Origin of the sequence: Sphingobacterium arenae (genome assembly GCF_014692505.1) — a bacterium.
GTDB classification, from domain to species: Bacteria; Bacteroidota; Bacteroidia; order Sphingobacteriales; family Sphingobacteriaceae; genus Sphingobacterium; species Sphingobacterium arenae.
In genome coordinates, this window is sequence record NZ_JACNYK010000005.1 from 29334 (window position 1) to 44382 (window position 15049).

Genomic DNA, 15049 nt, shown 5'->3' on the forward strand with positions numbered 1-15049 from the left:
ACTAAATTTGTAGAGAATAAAAATGTTTATTAAAATTTTAAAGATATGAGTTTACGATTAGGCGATGTTGCTCCAAACTTCCAGGCGGAGACATCCATAGGAAAAATTGACTTTTACGAATATATAGATGGCCAATGGGCAGTTTTGTATTCGCATCCTTCAGATTACACACCAGTATGTACAACAGAGCTTGGACGTACCGCGCAGTTGAAATCAGAGTTTGAAAAAAGAAATACAAAAGTGTTAGCACTAAGTGTGGATTCCGTAGAAGATCATTTAGGTTGGATTAAGGATATTAATGAGACGCAGAACTGCGATGTCGATTTCCCGATTATTGCAGATAAGGATCGGAAGGTTTCCGAATTGTATGATATGATTCATCCCAATGCTTCGGCTACAGCAACAGTACGTTCCGTATTTGTTATTGGTCCGGATAAGAAGGTTAAATTGACGTTAACTTATCCAGCTTCTACTGGCCGAAATTTCTTTGAGATTTTGCGGGTGATCGACTCGCTTCAATTGACAGATGAATATTCCGTTGCGACACCTGCCGACTGGAAAGATGGTGAAGACGTAATTGTCGTTCCGGCGATAAAGACAGAAGATATTCCAGCTAAATTTCCAAAAGGCTATACAGAAGTAAAATCGTACTTGCGTACCACCCCCCAACCAAATAAGTAAAAAAAGAAACGGGTAAATAATTATTTACCCGTTTCTTTTTTTAGTAAACTTTCACGATGTAAATATAATCCTGTAGTTTTTTTATCTGATCTGTGCGGGATAGATTATGTAATAAGTTCTTGTTGTTTAGGACTACATTTTTACCATTTAACGAGTCAGCCGGGATGCTGTTCAATGTTTCCATTAACGCTTTGGTCTTGATTGCAAATGCTGCACCATCTAATCCCTTTTGCTTTCCGCTGATAATCCCTATAACATTTCCTTCTTTGTCCAATAACGGTCCTCCGCTGTTACCGGGATTTACTGGAATTGATATTTGATAGGCAAGTGTATCGCCGGCATAGCCGGTGGAGGAACTCAGGTAACCTTGTCCATAAACTGCTTCATCTCTAGGGAAACCAATAGTATAAACATCTTCACCCATGTCAGAATCTTGTTTTTTAAAGGTATACGGTATACTCTTTATAGATTTAAAAGTAGAGTCATTGATATGTAAGATAGCCAGATCTTTTTCTGGATTCGTAAAGACGATATTTGCTTTAAAGGACTCACCTTTATGGTTCTGTAAATGTACTGAATCAGCCCCAGTAATCACATGATAGTTCGTGACGACATAGCCGTTTTTTGTAATCATAAACCCTGTTGCACCGTAATGCATAGTCTCCTTGGCGTTATCTTTCGTATTGTGGATATTTTGGATAGCCGCATTTTGTGCATTGACATTACGTTTTACCGTATTCATATCTCGGCGCAGCGCACTGTAATCCGATGTAGTTTTTTTGAGGTTTTTATAATATCCAGTCAACCATAAAGTGGAGAACACAGACACAATAGCAATAGCAGCAGCTACTGCTGCATTCAATTTCAATCTATCCCATAAGCTGATGACTTTTGTCGTCGATTTTGGTTGGTAACTTTTACCGTAACCTTGTGCGATACGTATTAAGTCACGTTGGAAGTTTACCCGTGCGTCTGCCTTTTTTAAGTCCCCGACAAAAGTTTGATGCCATTCCAATAATTCTTTTTGCACGGGGTTTGCCTCACAATATGCCTCAAACTGTCGTTTCTCCTCTTCGGAAAGTTCTTCGCGAAGATAAGCATCTGCCCACTCTAAAAAATCCTGCTCGTTTAAGTCTTTCATCACTATTTAATAACTATTGACTACTTTAAAAAATACCTTTTTAAGGCGCTGAAGACATTTGTATTTTTGGGTTTTCGCGTTATCGGCATTTGTATAACCAAACTTCTCGCAAATATCGGTCATGGATTTTCCTTGTATATAGAAATCATATAAAATGGTTCTACAGGGCTCTCCCAGTCCGTTTAATGAACTTTCCATTAACAAAAGCCGTTCTTCGATAACCTCATGCTCTACTATAGCTTCCTCAGCAGCTAGCGACTCACCGTAATCATCTATTGAATCCTTATGATATCTCGCTTCGCCACGAGTAAGATGCTTAAGCCACAAACGTTTGGAAACCGCGTACAAAAATGTTTGTAACTTGCTGCTCAGAACAAAATCGCCTTCATTGATTTTAGTATAAAGCACCATCACAGTTTCTTGGAAAATATCCTGCGCTTCCTCTCTGCTGCCACGATTGTTGACAATCATTTGGGCAATAGGAGGAAAATGTATTTGATATAATTGCTCAATAGCAAGGTTGTTTCCCTCTCTGATGCCGTCAATGATTTTGGAATCAATCTGTATGTCGCTTTTTCCCTTACTCACTTATTAATACCTTTTTAGTCAAATAGTAACCTATTTATATCGCATTAATTTTTATTTTTTTCATCAAGTAGATGACAAACCAAAAGTAGCAAATAAATTTTTGTATGTTCGCGTTGTTATGAAGATAAAAGTAGGTTTTGGTTTCGATGTCCATCAAATAACAGAAGGACATCCATTTGTAATAGGGGGGGTGCAACTAGAACATCATGCAGGTGCATTTGGACATTCGGATGCGGATGTTCTCGTTCATGCCATTTGTGATGCTATTTTAGGAGCAGCAAATTTAGAAGATATTGGGTATCACTTCCCAAATACAGATCCTAAATGGAAGGGAATAAGCAGTCTTCTTTTGCTAGAAGAATGTGTGAAACTGTTAAAGGCGAGCGGATTTTCTTTAGGGAATATCGACGGTATGCTGTGTTTAGAAGCTCCGAAGATTAAACCATATATTCCCAGCATGAAAGAGAATATTGCGAAAGCCGCGGGGATTGATATTGCCGATATTTCTATTAAAGCGACGACTAATGAAACCATGGGGTTTATAGGTAGGGAAGAAGGTGTGGTCGCCTATGCGGTATGCCTTATAGAGAAGTTCTAGGTTTTCGTTGAAAATAAATATAAGCGGTAAAGAATGCCCCGAGCGTCAATAAACCTCCCATAATAAAAGGCGCTCCGGGAAAATAAACAGATGTGTTTTCTTGCGTGAAAAAAGAGAATAAGTTAGTCATCATTAAAGGTCCAAATATAGCGGTCAAGCTGATAACGGATGCGATTCCGCCTTGAATCTGCCCTTGCTCGTTATGAGGCGTCAGGTTCGAAATAAGACTTTGAAGGGCGGGGCCACCAATCCCTCCACACACATAGAGCACACTTGCTGCAAAAAGCATTCCGCTCGAAGATACTAAACCGATTAATGGCAGTGCCAATGTTAAAAATAATAATCCGGTCAAAATGGATCTAGATAAGCCAAGTTTAGGAATAACGATACGCAATAACCCTGCCTGTACGACGGTGAGTAAGATTCCTATGAAGCCAAGCGATATACCGACCATTTTTTCATCCCAAGAGAATTTTTCCATGGTGTAGTAAGACCAAGTACTTTGAACGGCGTGAGCGGCGAGGTTAATTAAGAAGATACAGATAATAAGTGCATATACCTGGGGATATTTTTTCATGTGCTCGAATGCACCGATCGGATTCGCCTTTCGCCAAGAGAAAGGACGTCTGTTCTCTCTTGTCAATGACTCCGGCACAATAAAGTAACCGTATACAAAATTAAAGAAGCTTAGTGCTCCTGCAGCAAAAAAAGGAATGCGTGGGCCGTAATGACCTAAAAGCCCGCCGATAACAGGGCCGATAATAAAACCCAGTCCAAACGCCGCTCCTAACAATCCAAAATTTTGCGCTTTCTTTTCGGGAGAGCTGATATCAGCAATATAAGCTGCTGCAACAGTGTGACTAGCTCCCGTAACGCCGGCGATGAGACGCCCCATAAATAACCACAGAATACTCGGAGCAAAGCCCATTAATATATAATTGATGCAAAACCCCAATAAGGAGGACAACAATATAGGCCGTCTTCCATAGCAGTCACTTAAATTCCCCAGTATAGATGCAAATATAAACTGTGTGAACGCATAACAGAACATGAGCCATCCTCCATAATGGGAAGCTTCGCTGAGATTGCCATGTATTAATTCCTTGATGAGAGAGGGTATTACAGGTATGATGATACCTAGGCCGATGGTATCGATAACGACGGTAAGAAAGATAAAAAATAACCCTGCATTGTTTTTTTTAGGCATCAAATGTCATTCTAACGGATCAAATAATTTGTCTAAAGTAGAATTTTAATACGGGATCGTTCTAAACTTTTTAAAACTTATTACAGCGAGAATGTTAACTTTGTACTAAAATCGTATCATAGATGCTATGAAGAGAGAATCAAAGCAGAAATTGACAGACATCGATATCAAGCGATATACCCGAAATTTTTGGACTATATTGTGTAGTATCATTATTCTTGGTGTACTTTTCCTTGCCAGTGTCCGTTTGGGGGTATTTGGTAAATTGCCATCTTTCGAAGAGCTGGAGAACCCGAAGAGTAATTTAGCTTCCGAGATATTAACAGATGACCTTCAGGTGTTGGGGAGGTATTACAAACATAATCGTTCCAATGTGAAATACAGCGAATTATCGCCGCATTTGGTGCATGCCTTAGTTTCAACAGAAGATAAGCGCTTCTATGATCATGCAGGCATCGATTATTCTCGGACGATAACTTCCGCTATCTACACCACGTTACTGAATAGAAAACAAGGGGGAAGTACGATCACGCAGCAATTGGCATTAAACCTCTTCTCCGAGCGTAGGGAGCGTAATACATTTAAGCGTATGATGCAGAAATTCCAGGAATGGATTACAGCGGTTCGTTTGGAAAGAAGTTATACCAAGGAAGAAATCATCATGATGTATTTCAATACAGTTGATTTTGGAGCCTATAATACTTTCGGCATTAAATCGGCTGCCCGAACTTATTTTGATACAACCCCTGATCAGCTGACTCCTGCGCAAGCAGCTATGCTTGTAGGTATGTTGAAAGGTACCTATATCTATTCGCCGGTGAGATTTCCCGAAAATTCAATGAAACGTCGAAACACGGTATTAAATAACATGATCGATCAGAATTTTCTGACGAAGGAAGAAGGACAGAAAGCTAAAGAACAGGAACTGGGTCTGAAGTTACGAATAGCGAATTATGGAGAAGGTATGGCGCCTTATTTTCGAGCGGTATTGAAAGAGGAATTAAAAAAGGAGTTTAAACGCTTATCCATTACAAAGTCCGACGGTACGCCTTATGATTTGGATCGTGATGGGCTGAAAGTATATACGCCTATCAACTTTTCCATGCAGCAATATGCGGAAGAGGCGCAGCGAGAATGGATGGAAAAACTACAACGAGATTTTGATAGGCAGTACCGGAATGCAGACCCATTTAAAGGTGCCAATGCTAATTTGTTGGTAACGGGGATGCGTCGCTCTGACCGTTATCGGGTATTGAAAGACGCTGGTATGTCAGAAGAGGAAATAAAGCAAGCGTTTAATAAGAAAGCACCGATGACACTATTTACATATAAAGGGAATGTAGATACCGTCATGACACCAATGGACTCTATTCGTTATAATAAGCTTTTTCTTCAAAATGCGGTAATGTCCATGGAACCCAAAACAGGCCATATCAAGGCTTGGGTCGGGGGGATTAGTTTTGAGCATTTTAAATTCGATCACGTCAAGTTGGCTGAAAGACAGGTAGGCTCGACAGCGAAGCCCTTTACATATGCTGCAGCAATTGATAATGGGTATTCGCCCTGTTTTCCTGTACCCAACCATTCTCGTACGTATGGCAACTGGACGCCTCGTGGAACAATTCAAGGGGGGGATCCTATTACATTGAAAAATGCGGTAAAATATTCCCAAAACTTTGCTTCTGCCTATGTTATCAACGAGATAGGAGCAGCAACGGTTGCTTCATTGACCAAGCGTATGGGGATTACCTCTAATGTGCCAAACTATCCATCTATAGCATTGGGCGCGTATGAGGCTTCTGTATACGATATGGTAGGCGCCTACTCGGCGTTTGTCAACCACGGTACATGGATTGAGCCGACATTGATTCTGCGCGTCGAGGATAAAAACGGAACACCAATTTATGAGAAAACTCCGACGGTCGTCAAAGCCTTAAACAGCGAGTCTGCCTATATTATGGTTGACATGTTAAAAGGGGTTGTAGACGGTGGTACGGGTTCTCGTTTGCGGCGTGCACAGTATGGTGGGTTTAAAAATCCAATGGGAGGTAAAACTGGTACGACGAATGATAACTCCGATGCTTGGTTTATTGGTATTACCCCAGAGTTGGTCACGGGTGTGTGGACCGGAGCGGAGGACCGTGGTATTCGTTTCCATAGTATGGCATCTGGTCAGGGGGCACAAGCCGCTCTTCCCATCTTTGGACTGTATATGAAAAAGGTGTATGCCGATAAAGAACTACATTATACACAGGAAGATTTCCCACTCCCGCCGGGTGGATTAACGCGTGAAATAGATTGTAGTCAATATCAGGAATTTTTAGGTGCACCATCGAGTGAAGGTTCGTTAAACGATGATCGGTTAGGGTTCTAATTTTCTTATATACTTAATTTAGATAGAATTTATCAACGCCGAACAGCAGATTTTAACGAAATTCGCTGTTCGGCACTGTTATGATATGAACTTATTTGATTACAGAGAGGAATTAAAAAAGATTCCCCGTAAACCGGGAGTTTATCAATATTTTGATAAAAATAATGAACTCATTTATGTGGGTAAAGCGAAGGATTTGCGCAATCGTGTAAGCTCGTATTTCGTGAATGAGTATCAGCTCAACAGTAAGACCCGTGTACTGGTGCGAAAAATAAATCGTATAGCATTCACGATCGTTGATACAGAAATAGATGCCTGGTTGCTAGAAAACAATTTGATTAAGAAACATAAGCCTCGGTATAATGTCATGTTGAAAGATGACAAAACCTACCCTTGGATTGTGATTAAGAACGAATATTTTCCACGTGTTTTCTGGACAAGGAAATACATCCGGGATGGATCTCGCTATTATGGACCTTATGCATCTGTCGGCATGATGCACATTATTTTGGATATGATTCGAGAACTTTTCCCCTTACGTACTTGTAACCTGAATCTGTCTCCTGAAAATATAGCGAAAGGCAAATATAGAATTTGTTTGGAATATCAGATTGGCAATTGCAAAGGCCCGTGTGAGGGGTATCAATCTGAAGAAGATTACAACCAGAATCTCGTAGATATAAAAGATATACTGAACGGAAAGATATCCGTCGTCACCAGCCGTCTAAAAAATCAAATGAACGATGCTGTGACGGCTTTAGATTTCGAAGGTGCACATAAAGTAAAAGCAAAACTAGAAAAGCTTGCCAATTATCAAAGTAAATCTACTGTTGTCAGTTCGTCTATTACGAATGTGGATGTATTTAATATAGCATCAGAGGATAACTATGCTTTTGTAAACTACTTAAAAGTCGCCCATGGCGTTGTTATCCAGACGCAAACGCTTGAAATGAAAAAGCGTTTAGACGAGTCCGAGGAAGAACTGTTGACTTTGGCGATTCCGGAGTTTAGAGAACGTTTCAAAAGCACATCTAAAGAAATCATTGTTCCCTTCGATATACATATCCAAGGAGATACAACTATAAAATTTACTGTACCCAAAGCAGGAGAGAAGAAAAACCTATTGGAATTATCTAGAAAAAATGTTGCTTACTTTAAGAAGGAGCGAATGTTGCAGTATGAGAGATTAAATCCCGAGGTGAAAACAGAACGTGTTCTGAAGCAGATGCAAAAAGATTTACGTTTGAATGTGCTTCCACGACATATAGAATGCTTTGATAACTCCAATATACAGGGGAACTATCCGGTTTCGGCGATTGTTGTTTTCAAGGATGCAAAGCCCTCAAAAAAGGATTATAGACATTTCAATGTAAAGACAGTAGTTGGGCCAAATGATTTTGCTACAATGGAGGAAGCCGTTTTTCGGCGTTATCGAAGATTATTGGACGAAGACCAACAGCTCCCACAGCTAATCGTCATCGATGGTGGTAAGGGACAGTTGGGGGCCGCTATGAAAAGTCTCAAGTTATTGGGAATAGAAAAGAAAGTGACCGTCATCGGTATTGCAAAACGTTTAGAAGAATTATATTACCCCGGCGACCAATATCCACTGTATCTTGATAAGAAATCAGAGACATTAAAAATTATACAGCATCTACGTGACGAAGCACACCGTTTTGGAATTACTTTTCACCGTAATCAGCGTAGTAAAAAAACATTCGTTTCTGAACTAGAAAATATTCCCGGGATCGGAAAAGTATCCGTAGAAAAATTATTGAAAACCTTTAAATCAGCTAAAAAAGTAAAAGAAGCATCCGATGAAGAATTGAGTAAAGTGCTTACCCAAAAACAAATTAAAGCATTAAAGGAATATTTTCACACTTAATCATCATACCCGAACTTTTTAAGGTAATTCTTTTTGCGTCGCCAATCAGGAATTACCTTGACAAAAAGTTCCAAAAACACTTTTCCTCCAATAAATTCTTCCATATCCTGTCGAGCATATGTGCCCACTTTTTTAATCATTGCTCCTGCTTTGCCGATCAAAATATTTTTTTGGGAATCACGCTCGACTATAATTTCTGCGGCTATCCGTGTAATGGCTTCTTCCTCTTTATAAGATGTAACGATCACTTCCGTACTGTATGGAATTTCTTTGTCATACAGTTTAAAGATTTTCTCCCGAATCATTTCTGACACAAAGAAGCGCATACTTTTGTCCGTTAATTCGTCTTTTTCGTAGTAAGGTGGATGGATGGGGAGTTTCTCTTTAATATATCCCATAATCCCCGCCACACCATGATTCAGCAATGCTGAAATAGCAAAAACAACATCAGGGTTCAGTTTCTCCTCCCAGAATGCTATTTTGTTCTTCACTTCTTCTTCTGACGATTTATCTATCTTATTAATAAGAACAGCTACCTGAGAATCGGTCTTGCGTAGTCTTTCGATAACGTCACTCTCATCAAACTTCTCGTGGATATCTGTCACAAATAAAATGAGATCAGCATCAATCAGCGACCCCTGTACAAAATTCATCATGGATTCTTGTAAAGAATAGTTCGGTTTTATGACACCTGGTGTATCCGAGAATATGATCTGATGATCATCATCGTTTACAATCCCCATGATTCGATGTCGGGTTGTCTGGGCTTTCGGTGTAATGATGGACATTTTCTCACCTACCAATGCGTTCATTAAGGTAGATTTTCCTGCATTAGGTTTTCCGATGATACTGACGAATCCTGCTTTATGCGACATGAAATGTTGTTTTTATTTGATCGGTAAAGATACGAAATTTAGAAAGATACGCACTACGGGAGTCTCCGAAGTGAAACTTCTTTTGTATTGGGAATGTTTAATGGCACACGTTCAAGTGTAACAAAGCTACTGTCCAAGCCGAAACCTTTCTCCTCCGATAGACTGAATTTTTTCAAAGTCTTATATATTTCCAAGATTATTTTTTCATGCCATTTCAGCGCATGCGTTTTGGATATTATTTTCTCCAAGACTACAAAATTGAAATCCCCGGCTATACCATGTTTCCTTAAAGTATTATAGTTACTTGTTATGTCAATCTCGCCTTTCTCTACCATATCTTCGACGACTTTTCGGAATAATAAGCTAATGCGCTGTTCTTCTCTAAACCCTAGTTTAAAGTCGATACGAATCAATTTTTGCGGTATGAGCTGCTCCACGATGTATTCCTTTGTGTGCGGATTATCCATGACATCCACATGAACAAGCCAATATACGTCTGCCCGTTTTGGTTTTTTGTTCAGGATAGAGTACATGATTTTGGACTCGATTTCATTTTTATTGTTCGCACTCGTTAAATACACAAGATGGGATGCGAATACGGGAACCGATTTATCTTCGCTTAGTTCAGCAATAATAGGAAAATACGGCCGAATGTCGGCGAAACGAACGAAGCTGTTCTTAATTTTGCGTGCCCCATACCACGTAAACATCACTACAAACAGACTACTTGCCAGTAACAGCGTTAACCATCCGCCGTGTGTTAGCTTCACGAGATTTCCTGTTAGAAATACCATTTCTATGGTAAAATAGAATACAGCAAAAATCACGATCCAGCCTTTTGGGACATGCACTCTTGAGAGAAAAACACACATTAAAATTGTCGTAGCAATGAACGTTAAGTTAATGGCCAACCCATAGGCAGCCTCCATCTGAGAGGAATGTTGAAATATAGCTATTATCAACATACAGCCGATATACAGAATCAAATTTATGGAGGGTACATATAGCTGGCCTTTATGTTCACTGGGATAACGGATAGAAACTTTTGGCCAGATATTTAAACGTACCGCTTCAGAGATTAAGGTGAACGATCCGGATATCATGGCTTGACTAGCGATGATGGCGGCTACCGTGGCGATAACGACACCATAAGCGACGAACGCACTGGGCATGATCGCATAAAAGGGGTTCGTATCTCCAATTTGCTTACCCGCATGCTCCATCAGCCATCCGCCCTGTCCGAAATAATTGAAGATGAGCATGAGCTTAACAAATATCCAGCTTATGCGAATGTTAGACTTCCCACAGTGTCCCATATCAGAATATAAAGCTTCTGCTCCTGTTGTACACAGAAATATAGCGCCGATCAAGAAAAGAGAGTTGGGATGGTTAATAATCGTTGTTATAGCGTAGTAAGGATTTAAAGCATAAAATACTTCTGGAGTCTGTACAATATATAGTAATCCTAAAATGCCGATCATGCTAAACCAGATGAACATCAAGGGGCCGAAAATACGCCCTACGATCGAAGTTCCGAATCGCTGTATAAAAAATAATAAACTTATAATGGTGATGACGATGGGTACGGTCGGTATATCCGGGTTTCGTATCGCAAGGCCCTCGATGGCGGATGAAATAGTGATAGCTGGGGTAATCATACCATCCGCTAACAACGCGCTGGCACCGATAATAGCAGGGATAATGAGCCATTTGGCTTTTTTGCGGACTAAAGAATAAAGCGATAAAATCCCTCCCTCGCCTTTATTGTCTGCTTGTAGCGTAATCCAGACATATTTTATGGTAGTCTGTAAGGTCAGCGTCCAAAAAACACAGGATAGGCTACCTAAGATAAGGCTTTCTTGTATTATACCTTGGTTGAAAATCGCCTTCATTACGTATAGGGGAGAGGTGCCAATATCCCCGAAAATGATGCCTAAACTAATTAGTAAGCCTGCCAGGCTAAGCTTATTCGTGTCAGAACGCTTATGGAGTTTCATTCTTTAAAAATTATGTATGCAAACTTACATTAAAAACATCTGTATTTTTAGAACAATGAAAAAGACAACGAATAATCTTGTTAAAAATTGTTAAAGACCAAAAAAAAAATAAATAAAGTATCCAATCATGAATCAAAACAAGTAACTTTGTTTTAGTATCAATTACGATAATCTACTTTTGCTGAGTAACTTTTAAGATGATAGGATTAAGGAAAAAAATAGCACTATTTACGCTCGCAAGCATAGCGATGCTAAGCGTAGGGAAAGCTATGCATGTCCGCGCCGTCTCTGAGAAAGTGTACTTAGTGCCTCATACTTTTTATAAAGCTATTACCGATCAGGAAAGCGAAAAGTTGATTAATAATGTAAAGGTATTTTATAATCCCGTCGCGGAGCAGATTACCTTAAATTTTACCTTAGGTCAACAAAATACAGTAGTCATCAAAGTAATGGATGCTTTGGGAAATGAAGTTTTAAACTTAATGAACGGGCGTTTGGATGCTGGTCTACAAAGCCTATCTTTTGATACAGACGGAAAGCTGTCCACCGGTTTCTATTTTGTACGCGTGTCATCTGGTACTGAAACGGTTGTAAAGCGTATTTCCGTAAGATAACGCTAGAGATTCTCGCTCGGATCTATCCATAAACCGTCCTGTTTTATAATTTCGATCAACTCATCTAATGCATTGGCAGAGCTCACATTCCTTTTTACAATTTCTTTACCCCTATAGAGTGTTATTTTGTCGGGTCCGGCGCCCACATACCCATAATCTGCATCGGCCATTTCACCGGGCCCGTTTACTATACATCCCATTATGCCGATCTTTAACCCCTTTAAATGGTTGGTACGACTTCTGATCATTTGCGTGGTTTCCTGTAAATCAAAGAGTGTTCTACCGCAGCTGGGGCAGGATATATATTCTGTTTTCGAGATACGAGATCGTGTTGCCTGTAAGATTCCAAAGGATAATGAGGCTAGCTTATCTATAGGTGTAGCAGGCGAGTCTATCCATATTCCAGAGCCCAATCCGTCAACCAATAGCGCTCCCATGTCCGTAGCAGCGTACAGCTGGATTTTTGAAATTGGTTCTTCGGGATGCATAATATTGCCAACAGGGCCTGAAAATTCTGTTACAGGATAACTTCGTTTAATAATCGCCGGACTATTCACGCCTATGGCCTGCAAGTTGTTGAAAAACTGCCGTTGGTCTGCCATACCGTGTGCTCGATTGGTCTCCAAAATAAAAACAACTGTATTGTTGAGTTGTAGATTTGCAAAGTATTCCTCGTTAAGCTCATCGTTTGAAATGGTTATCAAATTTAATGAAGGATCGTGTGTCACGGCCTCCTGAAAGCTCGTCAATGAGTAAACCGGGTGTTTGTTAGCCTTATCTTCTAAGTTTTTCCAAGTATAATAATCATACAGAACTTTAAGGTTACCCGGCAATGTGAAAGAGGGTAATTGCGAGCCGAGATAAACAAAATCTACCGACTGGTCGCCCATATGATATTTATCGTTGAGCAAATCATATCGATAGCCTACAGCGGCCAGTACAAAGGGGTCTTTTAGATTTTCACGTGAGATATCTGCAACCACACGCGGAACCAAAGAACCTCCAACAAATGCATTAACTTCCGCCGCTTCATAAGGAACGGTATTTGTCTGTCCCGAGATGTTGATAATTTCTGGTTCAGAAACATATTTCTGTTGTTTCTTTCGGTCTGAGTAACGATTAACTAAAGCTCGGGCGACAGGAATTTCATATTCAGGTTCTTCCGTTAGCGAAACCCGAATAGTATCACCCAGTCCGTCTTCTAATAAGGTACCAATACCTACAGCAGATTTTATCCGTCCATCCTCACCGTCTCCAGCTTCCGTAACGCCTAAGTGAAGCGGGTAGTTCATGTTTTCCGTAACCATTTTTTCGACTAACAAACGATAGGCACGTACCATTACCTGCGGATTCGAAGATTTCATGGATACAACAAGGTTATAGTATCGCAAATCCTCACAAATCCGAATAAATTCAAGTGCAGATTCTACCATACCCTCGGGGGTATCACCGTATCGACTCATAATACGATCGGAAAGAGAACCGTGATTCGTACCAATTCGCATGGCCGTACCGTACTCTTGGCATATTTTCACTAAAGGAGCAAATTTTTTATAGATGCGCTCCAATTCACCTTGATAAGCGCTATCTGTATATTCTATTTCGTCAAATTTCTTTTTGTCGGCATAGTTACCAGGGTTAATACGTACTTTTTCTACAATGCGGGCTGCCACTTCAGCCGCGTTAGGTGTAAAATGTATATCGGCTACTAAAGGAACATTATAGCCGCGTATTTTCAGTTCTTTCTTAATATTGGCTAAGTTTTCAGCCTCTTTGATACTAGGGGCGGTAATCCGTACATATTCACACCCAGCATCTACCATCCGGATGGTTTGTTCAACAGACCCTAATGTATCCATGGTGTCGACGGTCGTCATACTTTGGATGCGAATAGGGAAATTCCCGCCCATAGGAACATCGCCTACGGTTACTTCCCGCGTCAAAAACCGACTATAAGATGTTTTGGAATTACAATATCCTCCGGGTAAAATGATTGTGTTCTTTGTGTCCATGACTAGGTACAAAGTTAACGTTTTTTATGTTCTTTTTCCCCGTGAAAAAGAACCAAAAACCTCGTCGCTGAAAAGCTTTGGCATCGGAGGTAATGCAAGCCTTGGCTTTTTTGTTTCCTTTTTTGCTAAGAAAAAAAGAAAGGAGTTAATATCTAGATATGGTGAAATTATTGGCAGCTCCTTCCAACTCGATATCAAACTTGTTCTCCGCTTCGTCATAATGAGCTGTTTTTGCAACGCCGCTTTCGTTCGTCTCAAAACCTTCAAATGAATTTTTTGATAATATAGATGTATATTCCACTTTGATAGCTGCATCTTTTGGAACGCGTAGATGAATTTTTGACGCGGCGGTAGCAATTTCAATTTTGGAATGACGTATCTGCGGGAGTCCCAACGTTAAGCTCATGTTGCTTGCCCCTGTGTTGATTTCCAGTTTATCGAATTTTAACATGGACAAATCGCCGCTAATATTAGCTGCACCATAGTTTAAATTTAGGTTCCAAAGTACATCGGGATGAAGATCTATTAGAACTGCGTCTGACTTTTTACTTTTTGAGGTTGGTTGCGCATTGATAACGACTTTTTGCCTACCTTCCTCGTGTACTGTTTTCATGTTCATGCCCATATCGTCCGTCTTAGACCGAGCAGATACGAGATTGATATTTTCATTAACCCTCATTTCAAATTTTCCAGCTCCACCGTTAAACTCCAAAGTAGATGCTTTCATGGTCGAATCAAACGGGATCTGCACAGCATCAGATAACGGGGCGCCGTTGTCAGTGTGTTCCACATGGATATATTTGCTGTTATAAAGCTGTTCAGTCCAATCGGTATTGGAAGCTGTTGTCCCTACATACAATATCCACCCTAAAAATAGAACATTACAGCCAATCTTGATATAACTACCATAGGCTTTGTTTTGGACAATTAAATTAACTCCCGCAATTATAATAAGTAACGGCCAGTATTTAATTACGGCCCAAAAATTAAAATGTATAATGTCCAAGTTGTGCAATAAAAGAATCAGTCCTATAAAGACAAACCAAATGCCGGATGTTATCTTATTCTCCATACTCG

The 15049-nt window shown here is 40.1% G+C and carries 12 protein-coding genes; 5 read left to right on the forward strand and 7 right to left on the reverse strand.

Annotated features, from left to right (window positions below; all coding sequences use genetic code 11):
• The first annotated feature begins 45 nt into the window (after positions 1–45).
• Positions 46–681 carry a peroxiredoxin gene (locus H8B17_RS15900; protein WP_190310223.1) on the forward strand — a complete coding sequence of 212 codons (636 nt, stop codon included), beginning with the start codon at positions 46–48 and terminating at the stop codon, positions 679–681.
• Positions 682–721: 40 nt separating this feature from the next.
• Here H8B17_RS15900 and H8B17_RS15905 read toward each other — a convergent pair whose 3' ends face one another.
• Both H8B17_RS15905 and H8B17_RS15910 read right to left on the reverse strand, forming a co-directional pair.
• Positions 722–1822 (reverse strand): trypsin-like peptidase domain-containing protein, encoded by a 1101-nt coding sequence (locus tag H8B17_RS15905; protein ID WP_190310224.1) that lies wholly within the window; start codon positions 1820–1822, stop codon positions 722–724.
• Positions 1823–1828: 6 nt separating this feature from the next.
• Complete coding sequence (locus H8B17_RS15910; protein WP_190310225.1) at positions 1829–2410, reverse strand: RNA polymerase sigma factor; 582 nt, start codon at positions 2408–2410, stop codon at positions 1829–1831.
• Positions 2411–2528: 118 nt separating this feature from the next.
• On the opposite strand from H8B17_RS15910, the gene ispF reads away from it, so the two are divergent.
• Positions 2529–3008, forward strand: a complete 480-nt coding sequence (gene ispF, locus H8B17_RS15915; RefSeq protein WP_190310226.1) for a 2-C-methyl-D-erythritol 2,4-cyclodiphosphate synthase — start codon at positions 2529–2531, stop codon at positions 3006–3008.
• Here the strand turns inward: ispF and H8B17_RS15920 are convergent.
• A complete protein-coding gene (locus H8B17_RS15920) occupies positions 2992–4215 on the reverse strand; it encodes a TCR/Tet family MFS transporter (protein ID WP_190310227.1) in 1224 nt (407 codons plus the stop codon). The two genes, ispF and H8B17_RS15920, sit on opposite strands and share 17 nt — an antisense overlap.
• A gap of 127 nt (positions 4216–4342) precedes the next feature.
• On the opposite strand from H8B17_RS15920, the gene H8B17_RS15925 reads away from it, so the two are divergent.
• Both H8B17_RS15925 and uvrC read left to right on the forward strand, forming a co-directional pair.
• Positions 4343–6589 (forward strand): penicillin-binding protein 1A, encoded by a 2247-nt coding sequence (locus H8B17_RS15925; protein WP_190310228.1) that lies wholly within the window; start codon positions 4343–4345, stop codon positions 6587–6589.
• 85 nt (positions 6590–6674) lie between these two features.
• A complete protein-coding gene (uvrC, locus tag H8B17_RS15930) occupies positions 6675–8474 on the forward strand; it encodes an excinuclease ABC subunit UvrC (RefSeq protein ID WP_190310229.1) in 1800 nt (599 codons plus the stop codon).
• Here the strand turns inward: uvrC and era are convergent.
• A complete protein-coding gene (era, locus tag H8B17_RS15935) occupies positions 8471–9349 on the reverse strand; it encodes a GTPase Era (protein ID WP_190310230.1) in 879 nt (292 codons plus the stop codon). The genes uvrC and era overlap by 4 nt on opposite strands.
• A gap of 53 nt (positions 9350–9402) precedes the next feature.
• Positions 9403–11346, reverse strand: coding sequence for a KUP/HAK/KT family potassium transporter (locus tag H8B17_RS15940; RefSeq protein WP_190310231.1), 1944 nt, complete (start codon positions 11344–11346; stop codon positions 9403–9405).
• Between the two features lie 197 nt (positions 11347–11543).
• Between H8B17_RS15940 and H8B17_RS15945 the strand changes: the two genes are divergently transcribed.
• Entirely contained in the window at positions 11544–11960 is a 417-nt protein-coding gene (locus tag H8B17_RS15945; RefSeq protein ID WP_190310232.1) for a T9SS type A sorting domain-containing protein, read from the forward strand.
• Between the two features lie 2 nt (positions 11961–11962).
• Here the strand turns inward: H8B17_RS15945 and ispG are convergent, their stop codons facing one another.
• A complete protein-coding gene (gene ispG / locus H8B17_RS15950) occupies positions 11963–13972 on the reverse strand; it encodes a (E)-4-hydroxy-3-methylbut-2-enyl-diphosphate synthase (protein ID WP_190310233.1) in 2010 nt (669 codons plus the stop codon).
• Between the two features lie 145 nt (positions 13973–14117).
• Positions 14118–15044 carry a LiaI-LiaF-like domain-containing protein gene (locus H8B17_RS15955; protein WP_190310234.1) on the reverse strand — a complete coding sequence of 309 codons (927 nt, stop codon included), beginning with the start codon at positions 15042–15044 and terminating at the stop codon, positions 14118–14120.
• Between the last annotated feature and the right edge of the window lie 5 nt (positions 15045–15049).

What these genes read in the sequence shown, in the direction of transcription:
- H8B17_RS15900 (WP_190310223.1), top strand. Translation starts at nt 46, where the DNA reads ATGAGTTTACGATTAGGCGATGTTGCTCCAAACTTCCAGGCGGAGACA.
- H8B17_RS15905 (WP_190310224.1), bottom strand. Translation starts at nt 1,822, where the DNA reads ATGAAAGACTTAAACGAGCAGGATTTTTTAGAGTGGGCAGATGCTTAT.
- ispF (WP_190310226.1), top strand. Translation starts at nt 2,529, where the DNA reads ATGAAGATAAAAGTAGGTTTTGGTTTCGATGTCCATCAAATAACAGAA.
- H8B17_RS15920 (WP_190310227.1), bottom strand. Translation starts at nt 4,215, where the DNA reads ATGCCTAAAAAAAACAATGCAGGGTTATTTTTTATCTTTCTTACCGTC.
- H8B17_RS15925 (WP_190310228.1), top strand. Translation starts at nt 4,343, where the DNA reads ATGAAGAGAGAATCAAAGCAGAAATTGACAGACATCGATATCAAGCGA.
- uvrC (WP_190310229.1), top strand. Translation starts at nt 6,675, where the DNA reads ATGAACTTATTTGATTACAGAGAGGAATTAAAAAAGATTCCCCGTAAA.
- era (WP_190310230.1), bottom strand. Translation starts at nt 9,349, where the DNA reads ATGTCGCATAAAGCAGGATTCGTCAGTATCATCGGAAAACCTAATGCA.
- H8B17_RS15940 (WP_190310231.1), bottom strand. Translation starts at nt 11,346, where the DNA reads ATGAAACTCCATAAGCGTTCTGACACGAATAAGCTTAGCCTGGCAGGC.
- H8B17_RS15945 (WP_190310232.1), top strand. Translation starts at nt 11,544, where the DNA reads ATGATAGGATTAAGGAAAAAAATAGCACTATTTACGCTCGCAAGCATA.
- ispG (WP_190310233.1), bottom strand. Translation starts at nt 13,972, where the DNA reads ATGGACACAAAGAACACAATCATTTTACCCGGAGGATATTGTAATTCC.
- H8B17_RS15955 (WP_190310234.1), bottom strand. Translation starts at nt 15,044, where the DNA reads ATGGAGAATAAGATAACATCCGGCATTTGGTTTGTCTTTATAGGACTG.